The 18,929-nt window shown below is 32.7% G+C and carries 15 protein-coding genes and 1 pseudogene; 4 read left to right on the top strand and 12 right to left on the bottom strand.

Annotated features, from left to right (window positions below):
• From ACKVOD_RS12455 to ACKVOD_RS12435, 5 genes are all read right to left on the bottom strand, one after another.
• The coding region (locus ACKVOD_RS12455; protein WP_409209793.1) for an acyl-CoA dehydrogenase family protein at positions 1-1,334 on the bottom strand (1,334 nt) is incomplete at its 3' end.
• 116 nt (positions 1,335-1,450) lie between these two features.
• Positions 1,451-2,632 (bottom strand): acetyl-CoA C-acyltransferase, encoded by a 1,182-nt coding sequence (locus ACKVOD_RS12450; RefSeq protein WP_409209792.1) that lies wholly within the window; start codon positions 2,630-2,632, stop codon positions 1,451-1,453.
• A 175-nt stretch (positions 2,633-2,807) separates the two neighbouring features.
• Positions 2,808-5,198, bottom strand: a complete 2,391-nt coding sequence (locus ACKVOD_RS12445) for a 3-hydroxyacyl-CoA dehydrogenase NAD-binding domain-containing protein (protein WP_409209791.1) — start codon at positions 5,196-5,198, stop codon at positions 2,808-2,810.
• An 86-nt stretch (positions 5,199-5,284) separates the two neighbouring features.
• A complete protein-coding gene (locus tag ACKVOD_RS12440) occupies positions 5,285-5,716 on the bottom strand; it encodes a MarR family winged helix-turn-helix transcriptional regulator (protein WP_409209790.1) in 432 nt (143 codons plus the stop codon).
• A 129-nt stretch (positions 5,717-5,845) separates the two neighbouring features.
• Positions 5,846-6,244 (bottom strand): hypothetical protein, encoded by a 399-nt coding sequence (locus tag ACKVOD_RS12435; protein WP_409209789.1) that lies wholly within the window; start codon positions 6,242-6,244, stop codon positions 5,846-5,848.
• A 255-nt stretch (positions 6,245-6,499) separates the two neighbouring features.
• Here ACKVOD_RS12435 and ACKVOD_RS12430 point away from each other — a divergent pair, with 255 nt between their 5' ends.
• Complete coding sequence (locus tag ACKVOD_RS12430) at positions 6,500-6,664, top strand: hypothetical protein (RefSeq protein ID WP_409209788.1); 165 nt, start codon at positions 6,500-6,502, stop codon at positions 6,662-6,664.
• Positions 6,665-6,717: 53 nt separating this feature from the next.
• Here the strand turns inward: ACKVOD_RS12430 and ACKVOD_RS12425 are convergent, their stop codons facing one another.
• Positions 6,718-9,219 carry a TonB-dependent receptor domain-containing protein gene (locus ACKVOD_RS12425; protein WP_409209787.1) on the bottom strand — a complete coding sequence of 834 codons (2,502 nt, stop codon included), beginning with the start codon at positions 9,217-9,219 and terminating at the stop codon, positions 6,718-6,720.
• A 56-nt stretch (positions 9,220-9,275) separates the two neighbouring features.
• A complete protein-coding gene (locus tag ACKVOD_RS12420) occupies positions 9,276-9,425 on the bottom strand; it encodes an ArsC/Spx/MgsR family protein (RefSeq protein WP_409209786.1) in 150 nt (49 codons plus the stop codon).
• Positions 9,426-9,719: 294 nt separating this feature from the next.
• Between ACKVOD_RS12420 and ACKVOD_RS12415 the strand changes: the two genes are divergently transcribed.
• Together ACKVOD_RS12415 and ACKVOD_RS12410 are read left to right on the top strand one after the other, a co-directional pair.
• Positions 9,720-10,628: a lysostaphin resistance A-like protein gene (locus ACKVOD_RS12415; RefSeq protein WP_409209785.1), complete on the top strand. Its 909-nt coding sequence runs from the start codon at positions 9,720-9,722 to the stop codon at positions 10,626-10,628.
• A 21-nt stretch (positions 10,629-10,649) separates the two neighbouring features.
• Entirely contained in the window at positions 10,650-11,711 is a 1,062-nt protein-coding gene (locus ACKVOD_RS12410; protein ID WP_409209784.1) for an AMP-binding protein, read from the top strand.
• A 69-nt stretch (positions 11,712-11,780) separates the two neighbouring features.
• Here ACKVOD_RS12410 and ACKVOD_RS12405 read toward each other — a convergent pair whose 3' ends face one another.
• From ACKVOD_RS12405 to prfB, 4 genes are all read right to left on the bottom strand, one after another.
• Entirely contained in the window at positions 11,781-12,203 is a 423-nt protein-coding gene (locus ACKVOD_RS12405; RefSeq protein ID WP_409209783.1) for a DoxX family protein, read from the bottom strand.
• A 75-nt stretch (positions 12,204-12,278) separates the two neighbouring features.
• Positions 12,279-13,907, bottom strand: coding sequence for an acyl-CoA carboxylase subunit beta (locus ACKVOD_RS12400; protein WP_409209782.1), 1,629 nt, complete (start codon positions 13,905-13,907; stop codon positions 12,279-12,281).
• Between the two features lie 64 nt (positions 13,908-13,971).
• Positions 13,972-14,970: a UDP-3-O-(3-hydroxymyristoyl)glucosamine N-acyltransferase gene (gene lpxD / locus ACKVOD_RS12395; RefSeq protein WP_409209781.1), complete on the bottom strand. Its 999-nt coding sequence runs from the start codon at positions 14,968-14,970 to the stop codon at positions 13,972-13,974.
• Positions 14,971-15,171: 201 nt separating this feature from the next.
• Positions 15,172-16,267 (bottom strand): peptide chain release factor 2 gene (gene prfB, locus ACKVOD_RS12390; protein WP_409209780.1). Its coding sequence is split into 2 segments (ribosomal slippage): positions 15,172-16,203 and positions 16,205-16,267, totalling 1,095 coding nucleotides; the frame shifts between segments, so codons are not numbered across the junction.
• A 47-nt stretch (positions 16,268-16,314) separates the two neighbouring features.
• On the opposite strand from prfB, the gene ACKVOD_RS12385 reads away from it, so the two are divergent.
• The gene (locus tag ACKVOD_RS12385; RefSeq protein WP_409209779.1) at positions 16,315-17,340 is read left to right on the top strand and encodes a threonine aldolase family protein; all 1,026 of its coding nucleotides are present in this window, start codon (positions 16,315-16,317) and stop codon (positions 17,338-17,340) included.
• 297 nt (positions 17,341-17,637) lie between these two features.
• Here the strand turns inward: ACKVOD_RS12385 and ACKVOD_RS12380 are convergent.
• Positions 17,638-18,366, bottom strand: a pseudogene (locus ACKVOD_RS12380) (family 16 glycosylhydrolase); the annotation flags it as partial.
• Between the last annotated feature and the right edge of the window lie 563 nt (positions 18,367-18,929).

Raw genomic sequence — 18,929 nt, 5'->3', positions numbered from 1 at the left:
GATGGAATTCCCATTAATTCTTCTTGAACTTTAGAAGCTGGACCAAGTAAATCAACATGACCTTTCATGGCTTTTTTAATCAACATTCCCACTGAAAGCATACGATTAATTTCGTTTGTACCTTCATAAATACGAGCGATACGAGCATCACGCCAAGCCGATTCCATAGGAGTATCTTCGGAAAATCCCATACCACCAAAAATTTGAATTCCTTCGTCGGAACAATTTTGAACATCTTCCGAAACGGCTACTTTTAGAATAGAACACTCAATAGCAAATTCTTCAACGCCTTTTAATTCCGCTTCTTGATGTGAAGTTCCTTCTGCTTCTCGAGCTATGATTCTATCTTCAATATTTTTTGCAGCACGATAAGAGGCACTTTCACCAACATAACAATTGGTTGCCATTTCTGCTAATTTGGAACGAATGGCACCAAAACTTGAAATTGGAGTGTTAAACTGAATTCTTTCGTTTGCATATTTAACCGAACCAGAAATGACTCTTCGTTGCGCATCCAAACAAGCAGCTGCCAATTTGATTCTACCAACATTCAACGCATTCATGGCAATCTTGAATCCATTTTCTCTTTCGGATAACATGTTTTCAACAGGAACTTTAGTGTCTGTAAAGAAAACCTGGCGTGTCGAAGACGCACGAATTCCTAATTTATGTTCTTCTTCGTTCATCGTAATTCCGTTGGCTGAATCGTTTTCAACAATAAAACCAGTGATGTTTTTATCGGTACCAATTCTAGCAAAAACAATAAATACGGAGCAGAAACCGGCATTCGAAATCCACATTTTTTGTCCTGTAATCGAATATGTTTTTCCGTCTTCAGACAAAATCGCTTTTGTTTTCCCTGAATTGGCATCACTTCCTGCGCCCGGTTCGGTCAAACAATACGCGCCAAACCATTCGCCAGAAGCTAATTTAGGTACATATTTTTGCTTTTGTTCCTCAGTTCCGTATAAAGTAATTGGCATGGTCCCAATTCCTGTATGTGCACCAAAAGCTGTAGAAAATGAACCCGTTGCTCCCGAAATATAGTCGCAAACCAGCATTGTAGAAACAAATCCCATTCCCAATCCACCATAAGCCTCAGGAACAGCAACTCCTAGAAGTCCTAGTTCACCAGCTTTGCGCATACTTTCTTCGGTAAACGCATAATCTTTTTTCTCAAAACGGTCTTTGTTTGCCCATAATTGTTTGTCAGCAAATTCTTTAACCATATCACGCATCATGATTTGCTCTTCCGAAAAATCTTCTGGTGTAAAGATGTTTTCACATTTTGTTTCTTTAACGATAAATTGTCCGCCTCTTGTTTTGTTATCCATATCGGCCCCCTAACCCCCGAAGGGGAATTCCTACTAGGGGTAAGTAGGGTTTTAGATTATATACAATATTATTTTATTTATTATCACGAGAGTTACCCCTTTGGGGGTTAGGGGGCTTACATCAACTCATAAACTCCAGCACTTCCTTGTCCAGTCCCAACACACATTGATACAATTCCGTATTTGGCTTTTCTCAGTCTCATTTCTTCGAATAATTGCACCGATAATTTTGCTCCAGTACATCCTAGTGGATGTCCTAATGCGATTGCGCCACCATTTACGTTGATGATTTCTGGGTTCAAACCCAATTCACGAGTTACTGCCAATGCTTGTGAGGCGAAAGCTTCGTTCAATTCGATTAAATCAATATCTTTCAAAGTTAAACCAGCTTGTTTCAACACTTTTGGAATGGCTTTTACTGGTCCAATTCCCATAATCCGTGGTTCAACTCCTGCAGAGGCAAAGTTTACCAAACGAGCAATTGGTTCCAAGTTTAATTCTTTGACCATTTCTTCACTCATTACCAATACAAATGCTGCACCATCACTCATTTGTGATGAATTTCCAGCAGTTACAGAACCATCGGCTGCAAAAACTGGTCTTAACGCTGCTAAACCTTCCAATGAGGTTCCGAATCTTGGTCCTTCATCTTTGTTAACAATGTATGATTTGGTTTCTTTTTTTCCATTTTCATTGATGAAAGTTTGCTCGACCGTAATTGGTACAATTTGAGAATCGAATTTCCCTTCTGCTTGTGCTTTCAGCGCTTTATTGTGGGAGTTGAATGCGAATTCATCTTGATCGGCACGAGAAATATTGAATTGCTTCGCCACAGCTTCCGATGTTAATCCCATTCCCCAGTAATAATCCTCGTTTCCTGCTTTTGCCACAGCATAATCAGGTGTTGGTTTGTAGCCGCCCATTGGGATAAAACTCATGCTCTCAGCTCCACCAGCAATGATGCAATGTGCCATTCCAGATTGAATTTTGGCAGTTGCCATTCCGATAGTTTCTAATCCAGATGCGCAATATCTGTTTACTGTTACTCCTGGAACATCATCGATTTTTAATCCCATTAACGAAATTAAACGACCTACGTTTAAACCTTGTTCTGCTTCTGGCATAGCGTTTCCTACCATCACATCATCTATGCGGGTTTTGTCGAAATCAGGCAATTCGTTCATCATAAATTCGATGGTTTCGGCTGCTAATTCGTCAGGTCTTTTAAATCTAAAAAGTCCTTTTGGTGCTTTTCCAACGGCTGTTCTGTATGCTTTTACTATATATGCTGTTTTCATAAATAAGCCCCCTAACCCCCGAAGGGGGAATTCCTATTAGGGGTAAATAGGGTTTTAGAATCACATTTTTAATTATAGAATGTGATATATTATTATTTCAATTATTTAAAGAACTTTCAAATTAAAAATTAGTATTCACAATTTTGAGCATTCCCCCTTTGGGGGTAAGGGGGCTTTAATTCCTCAACGGTTTCCCTTTGGTTAACATAAACTGTATTCTTTCTAATGTTTTTCTCTCGGTACATAATGAAAGGAAAGCTTCTCTTTCAATATCTAATAAATATTGTTCCGATACCAATGTGTGTTCTGACAAATCGCCACCAGCCATAACGTAAGCCAGTTTATTTGCAATTTTCAAATCGTGTTCTGAGATGTATTTTCCAGCAACCATTTGGTTTGTTCCAACTAAGAACATTCCGAGTGCTTGTTTTCCTAAAACTTTTACGTCTGTTCTTTGAATTGGTTTTGTATAACCTGCTTCTGCCATAAGCAATGCGTGTTTTTTAGCTTCGGCAATTTGACGGTCTTTGTTTACGACAACAACATCTTTTCCGTGTTGAAGAATTCCTAAATCAAAAGCTTCATAAGCAGAAGTGGAAACTTTTGCCATGGCAACAGTCATAAAATATTCTTGCAAAACATTCAATTCTACATCATTTTTACGAAATAAATCAGCGGCACGCAATGCCATTTCCTTAGAACCACCACCACCTGGAATCACACCAACTCCAAATTCTACTAATCCAATGTAGCTTTCCGCAGCAGCTACTACTTTATCAGCATGCATACTCATTTCGCATCCACCACCAAGTGTCATTCCATGAGGCGCTACAATTACTGGAATTCCTGAGTAACGAACTCGCATCATGGTGTCTTGAAACATTTTGATTGCCATATTTAATTCGTCATATTCTTGCTCAACAGCCATCATAAATATCATTCCGATATTGGCACCAACCGTAAAATTTGCCGCTTGATTTCCGATTACTAATCCTTGATATTGTGTTTCTGCTAAATCAATTGCTTTGTTTATTGCTATTAAAACATCGCCACCAATGGTATTCATTTTTGATTGAAATTCTAAATTCAGAATTCCGTCCCCTAAATCTTGGATGATTGCGCCGCTATTGCTCCACACTTTTTTGCTTTCACGAATGTTGTTCAAGATAATAAAACTGTCTTGACCTGGAACTTTAGTCTGAGACTTTGTAGGGATATTATAGAAGTAAGTTGCTCCTTCTTTTACTGAATAAAAACTAGTATTTCCAGACGCCAACATTTCGCTAACCCAAGCAGCGGGTGCAAGGCCTTCGGCTTTCATGATTTCGATTCCTTTTTCGACACCGATGGCATCCCAAATTTCGAAAGGTCCATTTTCCCAACCGAAACCGGCTTTCATCGCATCGTCGATTTTGTATAATTCGTCTGAAATTTCAGGAATTCTATTGGAAACATAAGCAAACATTCCAGAGAAAGATTTACGATAGAATTCGCCTGCTTTGTCTTTTCCTTTCACTAGAACTTTGAAACGATTAATAGGTTTATCAATTGTTTTGGTTAATTCTAATGTCGCAAATGAGGCTTTTTTTGCAGCACGATATTCTAAAGTATCTAAATCTAATGAAAGAATGTCTTTGTCGACTTTTTTATAAAAACCTTGATTGGTTTTGCTTCCTAACCATTTGTTTTCCATCATTTTATTGACAAAATCTGGAAGCTTGAACAATTCGTGCTGCTCGTCATTTGGACAATTTTCGTAAATTCCGTTGGCAACGTGAACCAAAGTATCTAGTCCAACAACATCGACAGTTCTAAAAGTAGCCGATTTAGGGCGACCAATAACTGGACCAGTTAATTTATCGACTTCTTCGATAGTCAATCCCAATTCTTTTACCAAATGAAATAACGATTGAATTCCATAGATTCCAACTCTGTTTCCAATAAATGCTGGAGTATCTTTGGCAACGACCGAAGTTTTTCCTAAATATTGTGATCCATAATTAGTAAGAAAATCCAATACTTCGGTTGAAGTTTTTGGACCAGGAATAATTTCGAATAATTTTAAATAACGAGCTGGATTGAAAAAGTGCGTTCCACAGAAATGCTTCTGGAAATCTTCGCTTCTTCCTTCGCTCATAAATTTAATTGGAATACCTGAAGTATTCGAAGTAATTAAAGTTCCAGGTTTACGGAATTTTTCTACTTGTTCGAAAACCAATTTTTTTATATCCAAACGTTCCACAACAACTTCGATAATCCAATCGACATGGGCAATTTTCGCCATATCGTCGGTCGTGTTTCCTGTTGTAATTCGGTTGGCGAATTTTTGATTATAGATAGGTGAGGGTTTCGATTTTAATGCATTGGCTAAACTGTCATTAACCAATCGGTTTCTGACGATTTTACTATCTAATGTTAGTCCTTTTTTAGCTTCTGCATCGGTAAGTTCACGAGGAATTATATCGAGAAGGAGGACTTCGACGCCAATGTTGGCAAAATGACAAGCAATTCCTGAACCCATAATTCCAGATCCAATGACGGCTACTTTTTTTATTAATCTTTTCATTTTTTTTTATTTTTAAAGAGAATAGAAAATAGAGAATAGACTTTTTTAAATTTAAGTTTAAACTCTATATTCTTTATTCTTAATTTTTAAAATATTTTTTTTTCTTGAATGAGATCATTTATGATTTCCGAAACTTCAATAAAATTTTGAAGCTTTTCATTTGCAACATTTTGTTTGATAACCTCGTTAAATTTCAATACAGTATTTTTAGAAAGTTCTCTTTTTTCTTTACCAAATTCGGTTAGATATACTAGTACTCCACGACCATCCTCAGGATTTTTTTTCCTGATTATTAATCCCTTGTCCTCTAATGATTTCAAAGTTCTTGTTAGACTAGTTGCTTCCATACCCATTTTTGGTCCTAAAGTAGTAGAAGGTGTTCCCTTTTCTTTATCAATACTTAAAAGTGTAAAACCAGTTGCCATAGTTGCATCGTATTTTGAAGCTTCTTCATTATACATTCTAGCTACTGCTTGCCAGGTTGCACGTAATATAAAATCTATTGTTTTTTCTTTCATAACTTTATTATTGATTCAAAGATAATAAATAAATACTATGCACGCATAGTATTTAGAAAAAATATTAAAATTTTACAAAAAAAAAACTCCTCAATTTTTGAGGAGTTTAAAATAAAATAAAAAAAGTATTTATTTTATTTTATTGCACATAATAGCAATTGTAGCGCCAGTTAAAGCCGTCATTACAATAGTAAGAACTGTGTCTAAACCAAAAACTTGCCAATTAATATCTTCAGTGGCTTTTTTAACATTAATAAATAAATTCCAGTATAATCCTAAAAACAAACCTAAGATTGCGCCAGCTTTAATTCCAGTCATCCAAATATTTATGTGAGCCCATTTTGTAAAAATGTAGGCAATAAAAAGGCCTGTAATTAAACTTCCTGCTGTAATCATTTGCATATTCATAACTTCTCCTTCTATAATCGGAAATTGACTTTCAAATACAATTCCGTAAAATAACCACGCTAGTAGAAAATTTACAATACCTCCTACAATACCTGAAACTAAAAATTTTTTTGCATTCATAATTTATTGGTTTTAATTGGTTTATAATATAAATTTAGTTTTTTTTTTTTGATAATTCAGTATTTTTTAGCATTAAATATTATTAACTATGATAGTATTTGTAATGCTAAAAAGATTATTTTATCTATTTTGGTTAAAATTTGGGGTTAAATTTCCGCACTATTTTTATTTATAATAAAAATTTTATAAATTATTTATTGGTAAAAAAAAATATTAAACATACATTTGTTTACTTATTCAAAAACACCGGTAACAATGTTTAATTTCACACAGTATTTAGGTTTTTTACTTTTCTTAACCATTTTAACAATAGGATTTTGGTTGATGTTTTTTTTAGTAGGTTTTGTTTCTTATTGGTTAGGAGGAACAGCTTTAGAAAAATTTAAAGAAAGAAAAGCAAAAAAAGAACAATCAGTTTAGGCTGATATTGAAATAATAAAAAAGGACTCGAATATTCGAGTCCTTTTTTATTATTAATAATCCATCCCTTCACCACCATATTCTTTTCGCTTTTTATTTTGTTCATTATCTTTATCTATATCTTTTTTCTGATTTTTGAAACGATAAGTAAAAGATAAATTAACTTGTCTTGGTCTTCGTTGATTTTCAGAGTAGGTATTTACAATTGGCAGGTATGTTTGCATAATTATTTTATCAGAGTTAAATAAATCGGTAACATTAATTGCTATGGTTCCTTTGTTATTTAGGACTTCTTTACTAAAAGCTAAATTTGTTGATAAAACACCTAAACTTTGTCCTTGTGCAGTATTTTGAGGAGCTTTGTATATTATGTTTGTTTGCCATTCAATTTTATAAGGAAGAGTTAACCTTGAAGAGATTCTGGTGAACCAGCTTAAAGCATCCCGGTCAAAATTTTCAGTAATAATTTCATTAGAATTTATTAATTTATATGAATAATTTCCTCTCACTTTGCTTTGATAAAAATTAAAATTACCATTAATCCTCCATTTTTTTGATTGTGAGTAGTTTAAATTAAATTCAAATCCAAACCGATTTTCATTTGATAAATTTATTGGAGTTGTTAATATAACGGGTGTTGTTATACTTATACCATTAACAATTGTTTTAACAACTTCTCCATTGGGTCTTCTAATAAATTGAAAATTATCATTTGTTTTGTTATAATAAAATGAGGAAGAAAAAGTGATTTTACTCCACTTTGTCAGGTAGCCAAAATCTAATGCGTCAGTAAATGAGGGATATAGCCTCGGGTTTCCTTGAAATAAATTTACATTACTTGAATAACTTGAAAAAGGGTTAATAAACCTATTTCGAGGTCTAGATACTCTTCTACTATAATTCATTGAAATTGAAGTTTCTTCAGATAATTGATACGTCAAAAAAGAACTTGGAAAAAAATTATTGTATTTAATATTATAATTTTCATTGGTAGTTAGCAAGTTGATGTCTATTTTAGAATCTTCGTATCGTAATCCAAATAAAAAAGAAATTTTATTTATTTTAGATCCAAATTGTGAGTAAATCGCGTTTATTTTTTCTTTATATTCTAATTTGTTAGTTAAATTTAAATTAGGTGTGATTCCCCCATCATTATTCATAGTTCCTACACTATAATCAGTTAGCATTGTATTTAAATCACCCTTGAAACCTGCTTCAAATTGACTATTTTTAGAAAATGGCAAAACATAATCCGTTTGGAATAAATTTTTATTTTGAGTTTGATTGTTTTTTGTGATTTCTTTAGTAGCGTTTGATTCTTCTGCTTTAATAAAATTATTAATCGTCGATGAATCATTATTCTTATCATTTGAGGTTTCAAAATCCAGTGATAATTTATGCCCATCCTTTTTGAATTTTTTTGTAAAATTAGTTGAATATTCGAATTCACCACTATTATTTATTCTATAATTAAGTCGGTTTTGAGTATAGTTATTATTAGTTTCATAATGATTTAAAACAAATTTTTCTGGGTTGTCACCATCACTTTCTCTTTTTGAAATTATATTAGTCCAGGTAAAAGTTTTAGTCAAATAGAGATCAACCCCAAAATTGTAATTATAGCCTTTATTTGCTTTTTGTCGGTCTCCACGTTCTATAATCGAATTTTTAAATGTCCTATCATTGTTAAAATAATCTGATTCTGTAAGCATTTTTCCAACGGCTTTACTATCATTATATCCTATTGTTGAAAACGCATTGAATTTTTTGGTTTTATAATTTAGATTTGTTGAAATTCCATAATTTTTAGGATTTCCTAAACTAGTATTAATAGAACCGTTCAAGCCTTTCATTACTCCTTTTTTTAAAACGATATTTATTATTCCTGCCCCACCTTCGGCATCATATCTGGCTGAAGGATTTGTTATTACTTCTATTTTGTCTAATAATTCAGCAGGAATAGTTTTTAAAGCGCTAGCCAGATTAATGCTATTTGATGGTTTTCCATCAATCATTATTTTTACATTTTCGTTACCTCTAAGACTAACATTGCCATCAGAATCTACGGTTACAGAGGGTACGTTTTCTAAAACATCGCTTGCAGTACCACCTTTAACCATAATATCTTGACCTACATTAAATATTTTTTTGTCTAATCGAATTTCAACGGTAGATTTTTTTGTTTGAACAATTACTTCATTTAATTGAGAGGTATTTTCACTTAATAAAATTTGACCCAAGTTTGTGTTTTTCTGAATGTTAACTTGATTTAATTTCTCTGTTTTAAAGGAAATAAATTCAATATAAATATTATAAACGCCAACAGTTACATTAATATCAAACCCACCTTTTTTATCAATTATTGATCCAGTAACATCTTTTGGATTTAACGTATTTACAAAAGTTATCGTTGCATATTCTAAAGGTTGTTTGCTGCTTTTTTCAACGACTATACCGGTAACTTTAACTTTTTTGGTAACAGATTTATTTTGAGAATAATTGAATATACTTAGAGATAATAATAAGAAAGTTATAGCCGATTTTAATTTTAACATGGTTTTTTTGGGTAATTAATGCCATCAAATAATATTGAAAAAGCATATCGAATTAATTAAATAATTTCATTTACATTATTAATAGGTCTAGCAATTATAGCATTATTACCATTAATAACTACTGGTCTTTCAAATAGAATTGGATTAAGCACCATTGCTTCAATGATTTCATGGTCTGACATCTCTTTTGCTTTTGAAATTTCCAAACCAAATCCTTTTTTTTTTTTACCAATTTTATTAGCTTAATATCTATTTTAACAATAATACTAGTCAATTCCTACAATGAAGGTGTATTTTATAAATAGTTTGTAATTTCAAATTCAAGGTCACTTTACTTTAAGAATAGTAAACATTCTCTTGATTTTGTAAATCTTGGATTATCAAAAATTTGAATCATCAATAATTAAAATATTTTTTATACAAAGTAATAGATTTAAAAAGGAATTATGTTAATTTCGAAAAATAAATAATTTAAAAGAAGTTAATAAATTTAATTATATATGTTTATAAATCAGGCTTATAAAGGTAATAATGATTTTTGGCGTTTTTTGTTAACGACTACAATTACTACTGGGATGTTTATTGCCAATTTTATTATGTACTTTTTTGTTTCCAAGGAGCAGATTAATGAAGCCTATGAATCGATGGCAAAACTCCCTAAGAGTCAGGTTTTAATCACTAACTTACTACCCTTTATTTTCTTATTGTCATTGTTATTTTATACAGTTCGTTTTTTGCACAAAAGAACCGTCCTATCTCTTACAACATCAAGAAATAAAGTAGATTACAAAAGAATATTATTTTCTTTCATCTTAATAGTTTTATTAAATATTAGTTGTTTTACAGTGTCATATGTTATAGATAATTCATCTATTATTTGGAATTTTAAACCCATACCATTTGCTATATTGTTTGGTATTAGTTTTTTGATGTTTCCTTTTCAAATAGCATTTGAAGAATATTTATTTAGAGGATATTTTATGCAACAAATTGGTGTGATTGTTAAAAACAGGTGGTTTCCATTGCTGTTCACATCAATTATATTTGGGTTGTTTCATAGTTTAAATCCTGAAGTTGATAAATTAGGGTATGGAGTTATGTTTTTTTATATAGGAACAGGTTTTTTACTAGGTGTAATGACACTGATGGATGATGGTTTAGAGTTGGCTTTAGGTTTTCATTTGGGTAATAATTTAACTGCGGCATTATTAATTACCTCAAATTTTTCAGCTATTCAAACGGATGCTTTATTTAAATATTCGGGTATTGAAAATCCTGTTGATATTTTAAATGAAATGTTAGTTTCTATAGTAATTGTCTATCCAATTGTCTTAATTATATTTGTAAAAAAATACAAATGGACTAATTGGTCAGAAAAACTAATTGGTAAAATTCTCTCTCCAAATTAACAATAAACTAAATTGACAAATATGACAACGGCATCTTTAACGTACAAAAATATTCACAACCGTTTTAAGTTAAATGGACATCACATTAACCTGGAAGAAATGTTTTATGTAGCTTATTGTTATGTAAAGGAAGGAGAACCTTTTGAACAACATGTAGGTAATTTTTTGTTAGATTGGTTTGATGAAAAATCTTATATTGAGTTGACTACTTCAGGATCTACAGGAACTCCAAAGATTATTAAAATTGAGAAACAAGCTATGTTAGATTCGGCATTAGCAACAGGAGACTTTTTCGGTTTAGAGCCAGGAAATACGATGTTACACTGTTTGCCAACTAATTATGTAGCTGGTAAAATGATGTTTGTGAGGTCTTTCATATTAGGATTGGACATGAAATTTGTTGAGCCCAATTCGAATCCATTAAAAAATATAGATGAAAAATTTGATTTTTGTGCTATGGTACCACTTCAAGCCAAAAATTCAATTAAAAAGTTAAATGAAAAAAAAATCAAAAAATTAATTATTGGTGGCGTAAAAATACATATTGCGTTGGAACAAGAATTGGTTAAAATTCCAATGGATATTTATGAAACCTATGGTATGACCGAGACTATTACTCATATTGCAGCCAAAAAAGTGGGTGAAGAAGTTTTTACTGTTTTGCCAAATGTAAAGGTTGCTGTAGATGATAGAGAATGTTTAATTATTAAAGCCAAAAGAATTAGTAATAAAGAAATTGTTACCAATGATATCGTTGAATTAATTTCGGATACCCAATTTAAGTGGGAAGGTAGATATGATAATGTAATTAATAGTGGTGGAATTAAATTAATACCAGAACAAATTGAAGAAAAACTATCTACATTAATTCCTAGAAGGTATTTTGTTTTCGGGGTTGATGATGATAATCTCGGAGAAAAGTTAGTGCTTTATGTTGAAGGCGAGCCTATGGAAATCGATGATACTGTTTTTAGTGTTTTAAAGAAAAATGAAAAGCCTAAAGAAATTGTTTTTATTTCTAAGTTTAAAAATACTGCAACAGGTAAAATAATGAGAAAAGATAGTTTAAAAACTATTCAATAACAATTTAAAATTCCATAAAAAAGAGATGATTTGTAATAAATCATCTCTTTTTTATGGAATTTTAAATTATCACTTTTGCATTTTAAAATAATAATCTGCTGAGTTTTTACCACTTCCATAGAATAAGAAAAAGAAGCAAATAATTAAAACAATAATAGATAATAAAAGGTTTTGAGAATGCATTTCCCCCATGAAATTTATCATTACTGCACCCAATAAAATAGGTAATTGTGAAATGATTGCCCATCGAGTAAGAAGACCAAAAAATATCATTATTCCACCTACAATATGAGCAGCTGCAATGTAGTGAAAGAGTATCATCCCACCGCCATATTTATCTAGAGGAGATAACAATTCTGTCAAATACTGGGTATTTGTTATAAAAGACACAGCTTTTATGAACAAAAATACACCAAGACCAATTCTGATTAAATCAACTGAAAAATAAGTATGTGCATTCGCCCACTTATTCAAACTTTTAATATTTTCCATAGCATTTAGTTTAGAATTCGAATCTAAGTTACTGAATTCTAATTAAACAATAAAAAAATTAAATAAATTTTAAGTTCAAACTTGAAGAACTCCCATGTTAAATTTCTTTTCAATAGGGGAGTGGTTTGCAACTTCTATCCCTATAGAAATCCAAGTTCTAGTTTCTAAGGGATCTATGATAGCATCTGTCCAAAGTCGGGCTGCAGCATAATAAGGAGAGGTTTGTGCATCGTAACGCGCTTTTATTTTATCGAATAATTCCTGCTCTTTAGCTTCATCTACTAATTCTCCTTTTGCTTTGAGCGAAGAAGTTTCAATTTGTGCTAATACTTTTGCGGCTTGTGTTCCGCCCATGACAGCCAATTCAGCACTTGGCCATGCCACAATTAATCTTGGTTCATAAGCTTTGCCACACATCGCATAATTGCCAGCGCCATAGGAATTCCCGATAATTATGGTAAATTTTGGCACAACAGAATTAGATACTGCGTTTACCATCTTGGCACCATCTTTTATAATACCGCCTTGTTCAGATTTTGAACCTACCATAAACCCTGTGACATCTTGCAAAAACACTAATGGAATTTTCTTTTGGTTGCAATTGGCAATAAAACGAGTCGCTTTATCGGCAGAATCAGAATAAATAACTCCCCCAAATTGCATTTCGCCCGTTTTAGTTTTTACAACTTTTCGTTGATTGGCAACAATTCCCACTGCCCAACCATCAATCCTCGCATAACCCGTTATTAATGTTTGACCATAGCCATCTTTATATGCTTCAAAATCCGAATTATCTACTAATCGATGGATGATTTCCATCATATCATATTGTTCGTTTCTGGCTTTTGGCAAAATTCCGTATAAATCTTTTTCGGCTAAAGCAGGATTTAACGCTTTAATTCTGTTAAACCCAGCTTTGTCATAATCTCCAATTTTATCAATAATATTTTTAATTTTATCCAAAGCGTCTTTATCGTCTTTGGCCTTATAGTCTGTTACTCCCGAAATTTCGCAATGCGTAGTTGCTCCGCCAAGGGTTTCATTGTCAATGTTTTCGCCAATAGCTGCTTTTACTAAATAGCTACTCGCCAAGAAAATACTTCCTGTTTTGTCAACTATCAAAGCCTCATCACTCATAATTGGGAGGTAGGCACCACCAGCAACACAACTTCCCATTACGGCCGAAATCTGGGTTATTCCCATGCTGCTCATTAAGGCATTATTTCTGAATATGCGTCCAAAATGTTCTTTGTCTGGAAAAATTTCGTCTTGCATCGGTAAAAACACTCCTGCACTATCGACCAGATAGATAATGGGTAATCTATTTTCCATTGCAATTTCTTGGGCTCTGAGGTTTTTCTTAGCAGTAATCGGAAACCAAGAACCTGCTTTGACTGTAGCGTCATTAGCAACTACAATACATTGTTTTCCTTTGATGTAACCTATTTTTACAATTACTCCACCAGAAGGGCAACCGCCATACTCTTCATACATTCCTTCACCAACAAAGGCACCAATTTCAATACTTTTTCCTTTTGGATCTAATAAATAATCAATGCGCTCTCGAGCAGTCATTTTGCCTTCAGCATGTAATTTATGGATTCTTTTTTCTCCTCCGCCAAGTTTTACTTTCGAAAATTTATGAATCAAATTTGAAACTAAAAGTTTATTGTGGTCTTCGTTTTTATTGAAGTTCAAATCCATAGTGTTTATTTTAGGATGCTAAATTACAAAACCCTAATGATGAAATTAAAGATAAATACTAGAATTATTTCTTAGATTCATTAACTAAACGTTTTAAAATAGCCCATTGTCTCAATGCATCACGAGCATCTATTGCTGGATAGCCTAACAAAGTAACCCCTGCAGGGACATTTTTTGTCACTCCAGAACCTCCACCTATTATGGCACCGTCACCTATAGTAACGTGATCTGTTATAGAAGCACTTCCGCCAATTAGAACACCATTTCCTAATGTTACTGAACCTGCCAAGCCACTTTGCCCAGACATGATACAGAATTGTCCTAGTTTGCTATTGTGTCCAATTTGAATTAAATTATCTATTTTGCAACCATCACCTAAAATTGTAGCACTAAATTTTCCTCTATCAACACAGCTATTGGCTCCAATTTCTACATTATTTCCTAGTACAACGTTACCTATTTGTGGAATTTTAACTAGCCCTTTCTGTGGATCTGGACGAAAACCAAACCCATCGGCTCCAATAGAAGCGTTTGAATGAATGATACAGCCATTACCCATATGACAACGCTCCCTTATCACAGCTCCAGACCAAATAACAGAGTTGCTTCCAATAGTACATTCGTCGAGGATGGTAACGTTAGGATATATGGTTACATTTTCTCCTAGCTTTACTTTTGGGCCAATATAACTTCCAGCACCAATTCGAGTACCCTTGCCAATGACTACAGTTTTGTCTACAAAAGCTGTTGGATGTATGTCAATTTCAAATAATGGGCTAGGAGGAGCAAAAATTTCTAAAACTTGAGACATGGCTAAATCGGCATTCTTTACTTTAATAAAAGCTTTATTTTCGCCAGGTTCAATAGAAATATCTTCATTTACTACAGCAACAGAAGCCTTCGAAGTTTTCCATAGCTTTTCATATTTTTTGTTTCCAATAAATGTAATTTCGGAAGCATTAGCCAATTCTAATTGTTCAGGAGCTGTAATTTTTATAGAAGTATTACCAACAATGGTGCCCATTAAAACTTCGTTTATTTCTTGAATGGAGTATGATTTCATGAATAAATTTGATTGTTATTATTCAAATAAAGTAAATTTGTTCTTAAATTCCTAATATAGGTTGTTTGTAATTCTAGTCATAAAATAAATCAAAATCCGTTCAAGCCTTTCTTTAGATGAAGATTGTAGGGATTTTATTATTTAATTTGTAATAATTTATTAATGCATCTGCCAACTCTCCCGAAGCTTCGGGACCGCAAACTACTCATCTTTCTGTCCCATCATCATTAAAAATGCTTTGAGAAATTCGTCAATTTCACCATTCATGACACCATCTACATTACTAGTTTCATAAGCAGTACGAACATCTTTAACTAGTTTGTAGGGTTGCATGACGTAATTCCTAATTTGTGATCCCCATTCTATTTTCATTTTACCTGCTTCAATATCAGAGCGTTGTGCTTGCTGTTTTTTTAATTCAATTTCATACAATTGGGATTTAAGCATTTGCATCGCTCGGTTTCTATTATCATGTTGCGAACGTGTTTCTGAACATTGAATCTGGATTCCAGAAGGTTTATGATTTAATTGTACTTTGGTTTCTACTTTATTTACATTTTGACCGCCTGCACCGCTAGAACGAGATGTAGTAATTTCGATATCGGCAGGATTAATTTCAATTTCGATTGTATCATCAACCAGAGGATATACATAAACAGAAACAAAAGAAGTATGTCGCTTTGCATTGCTGTCAAAGGGAGAAATTCGGACTAATCGATGCACGCCATTTTCGCCTTTAAGATAGCCAAAAGCATAATCACCCTCAATTTCTAAAGTTACTGTTTTTATCCCCGCAGCATCTCCTTCTTGGTAATTAAGTTCGCGTATTTTGTAACCCGATTTTTCGGCCCACATCATGTACATTCGCATCAACATCGAAGCCCAGTCGCAACTTTCTGTTCCGCCAGCACCAGCAGTTATCTGTAATACAGCACTTAAACTATCGCCTTCATCAGACAACATATTTTTGAATTCGATAGCTTCTATATGATTATGAGTAATATTATATTGTTCGTCAAGTTCTTCTGCTGAAAGTTCTCCTTCTTTATAGAATTCATAAGCTAATTGCAACTCATCAACCATTTCAATAGCTTTGTTATAATCTTCAATCCATTTTTTCTTGGAACGAAGATTTTTTACATAAATTTCAGCTTCTTTAGGATTGTTCCAAAAATCTGGAGCAAGGGTTTTTTCTTCCTCGTTGGTAATTTCGATTATTTTAGCATCAACGTCAAAGATACCTCCTCAACGCACCAAGGCGCTCTACAATACCTTTAATTTGTTCGGTAGTTGTCATAAATTATATTTATTTTTGTGACAAAAATACTATTTCATTTTGAAATTATGGAAATAAATTTAGTTAGCGATACAGTTACAAAACCAAGCCAAGAAATGTTACGTTTTATGTTTCGAGCCGAAGTTGGTGATGATGTATACAAACAAGACCCTACAGTTATCCAACTAGAAGCTAAGGTTGCTGAGATTTTCGGTATGGAAGCAGCTCTTTTTTTTCCATCGGGAACCATGGCTAATCAAACGGCAATTAAATTACATACTCAACCTGGAGAACAATTGATTGCCGATAAATGGGCGCATGTTTATAATTATGAAGGTGGTGGAGTTTCCTTTAATAGTGGTGTATCTTGTTGTTTAGTAGATGGAAACAGAGGAATGATTACTGCCGATCAAGTTTCGGTTTCTATAAATGATCCTGAATTTTATCATAGCCCATTAACGAGTTTGGTTTGTGTCGAAAACACAACCAATAAAGGGGGTGGCGCATGTTATGATTTTGAAGAATTTAAAAAAATAAGAACAGTTTGCGATGCTACTAATTTGAAATTACATTTGGATGGTGCTCGTATTTGGAATGCATTGGTGGCAACAAATGATAATCCGTTAGCTTATGGGAAAGTATTTGATACTATTTCTGTTTGTTTATCAAAAGGTTTGGGTGCACCCATTGGATCACTTTTAGTTTCAGATAAAGTAACTATAAATAAAGCGTTAAGGATTAGAAAAATACTTGGAGGCGGAATGCGACAGGTGGGGTATTTAGCAGCTGCAGGAATTTATGCTTTGGATAACAATATTCAAAGATTAGCTGAGGATCATAGACGAGCCAAAGAACTTGGTATTATATTAAAAAGTTTAAATTGGATTGATACGGTAGAAACAGTTGAAACTAATATATTAATTTTTTCAATTCAATCTAATATTAAGCAATCGATTTTGATAGAAAAGTTAAAAATGAAGGGGATTTCTATAAGTTCATTAGGACATGGTAAAATGAGAATTGTTACGCATCTTGACTACCGAGAAGTAATGCATACCTATGTTTTAGAAACACTTCAGAAACTTAGTTTGTAAAAAAATTAAAAAGTAGTGTAGCAATAAATACATAAATAGATATAACAATAAATACTTTGATGTATCTAGAATTATCTATAGGTGTGTTGTAATTGTAATTATTTGAACTAACATATTTTCTTTTTTTTCTGATTTTTTTATGTTTGTTTTCCATCATCAACAATAATTTTTAATACAATTTCAAAGAATGTAAATGGAATAAATATATTAAAGATTAAACTATGTATCAGATTTTTCTAATTCATAAATTATTAAATGTGTATTTCTCAAAAAAATTGGGCCAAATTAAATATATAATTATTGATATACTCTAACATAATCAACTTCCATAGCTCCTTCTGTAAAACTACTTGTAATATTGCCTTGAATTGCGAAATTTAATAAAAGATACTGTGCAGCATCAAATGGCCAAGTGCTTGCATTTTTAACAGTTGGGTTATAAGTATAATGAATTACTCCATCTACTGCGAATTCCATCTTTACAGCTGTCCAAACCAAAGTATAGATATGAAATTCAGACGAGGCAGTTGGTATGGTTTGTCCACCCAAATTTACAGTTCCTCCAAAACTTGATGGCGTATGCATAGCGCTCTGAACATAATTTTGATTACTACCCCAATGTTCCATGATGTCAACTTCTCCGCAAGCAGGCCAGGGTGTTGTACCATGTGTACTTGACCAATAGCCACCGGGTTCGATGATGTTTTTACCCAACATCCAAATAGCAGGCCAAGTACCAACACCAGATGGTAATTTAGCTCGAACTTCTACACGTCCATAAGTAAATGCAAATTTAGAGTTTAATCTAGCTGATGTATATTGTTTAGTTTGTCCTTGATCGGTAAAAACTTCTTTTTTAGCAACTAGTTTTAAAGCTCCGCTATTTTGATAACTATTGATTTGGCGATTGGTGTAGTGCTGAACTTCGCCATTGTACCAATTAGCGCCATCGGGTAGTTGAGTTTGGTGATGCCATTTAGTTCCATCAATAGCACCACTTCCGTTGAACTCATCTGACCAAACTAAACTCAATGCAGATGAACATGAACCCCAGGTGTATATAGTTCCGCATTTACTTACTATTTGACCGTTTGTGCCTACAGGCACTTCTAACCATTGACAAGTACTTCCTGTGAAAAATTCAACACCTAAATAATGAGTTCCTGCAGCCCAATTGATGGTTGAAAAAGTTCCTGTTGTGGCATTTCCTTTTCCAATAATCAAACTAACATTTCCCGATGAGTTTGTAGTTGAATTTTGAAGTTCTTTATACACTACCGTTCCAGAAGTTGAATTTAATCTAATGGTAAATCTTAAACTAATATATTGGTTTGCAATTATCTGATTACTGCTATTTCTAATAGTAGATTCATAGTTGAATCCTTCATTTGTTTGTGCTGTAATTAAAGCAATTTGAAACAAAAACAAAATTTTAAATAATTTTTTCATGGGTTGGTTTAAATAATTTTCGTAAAAGTAGCTTAATTAAAAAAACTATTTCATTGTATTGTCTATCAAAAAACGCTACAAAAACTCATCAACCCCCTAAAAAAAAGTATATTTTTTAAATAAAAAAATCTAAATATATT

This window comes from Flavobacterium sp., from assembly GCF_046155325.1.
Taxonomy (GTDB): Bacteria; Bacteroidota; Bacteroidia; order Flavobacteriales; family Flavobacteriaceae; genus Flavobacterium.
The sequence above is the reverse complement of the archived record's forward strand: the minus strand, read 5'-3'. Positions and strand labels throughout refer to the sequence as shown.

Excerpts from the sequence above, each read along its gene's own strand:
- ACKVOD_RS12450 (WP_409209792.1), bottom strand. The coding sequence starts at position 2,632 with ATGAAAACAGCATATATAGTAAAAGCATACAGAACAGCCGTTGGAAAA.
- ACKVOD_RS12445 (WP_409209791.1), bottom strand. The coding sequence starts at position 5,198 with ATGAAAAGATTAATAAAAAAAGTAGCCGTCATTGGATCTGGAATTATG.
- ACKVOD_RS12440 (WP_409209790.1), bottom strand. The coding sequence starts at position 5,716 with ATGAAAGAAAAAACAATAGATTTTATATTACGTGCAACCTGGCAAGCA.
- ACKVOD_RS12435 (WP_409209789.1), bottom strand. The coding sequence starts at position 6,244 with ATGAATGCAAAAAAATTTTTAGTTTCAGGTATTGTAGGAGGTATTGTA.
- ACKVOD_RS12430 (WP_409209788.1), top strand. The coding sequence starts at position 6,500 with ATGTTTAATTTCACACAGTATTTAGGTTTTTTACTTTTCTTAACCATT.
- ACKVOD_RS12425 (WP_409209787.1), bottom strand. The coding sequence starts at position 9,219 with ATGTTAAAATTAAAATCGGCTATAACTTTCTTATTATTATCTCTAAGT.
- ACKVOD_RS12415 (WP_409209785.1), top strand. The coding sequence starts at position 9,720 with ATGTTTATAAATCAGGCTTATAAAGGTAATAATGATTTTTGGCGTTTT.
- ACKVOD_RS12410 (WP_409209784.1), top strand. The coding sequence starts at position 10,650 with ATGACAACGGCATCTTTAACGTACAAAAATATTCACAACCGTTTTAAG.
- ACKVOD_RS12405 (WP_409209783.1), bottom strand. The coding sequence starts at position 12,203 with ATGGAAAATATTAAAAGTTTGAATAAGTGGGCGAATGCACATACTTAT.
- ACKVOD_RS12400 (WP_409209782.1), bottom strand. The coding sequence starts at position 13,907 with ATGGATTTGAACTTCAATAAAAACGAAGACCACAATAAACTTTTAGTT.
- lpxD (WP_409209781.1), bottom strand. The coding sequence starts at position 14,970 with ATGAAATCATACTCCATTCAAGAAATAAACGAAGTTTTAATGGGCACC.
- ACKVOD_RS12385 (WP_409209779.1), top strand. The coding sequence starts at position 16,315 with ATGGAAATAAATTTAGTTAGCGATACAGTTACAAAACCAAGCCAAGAA.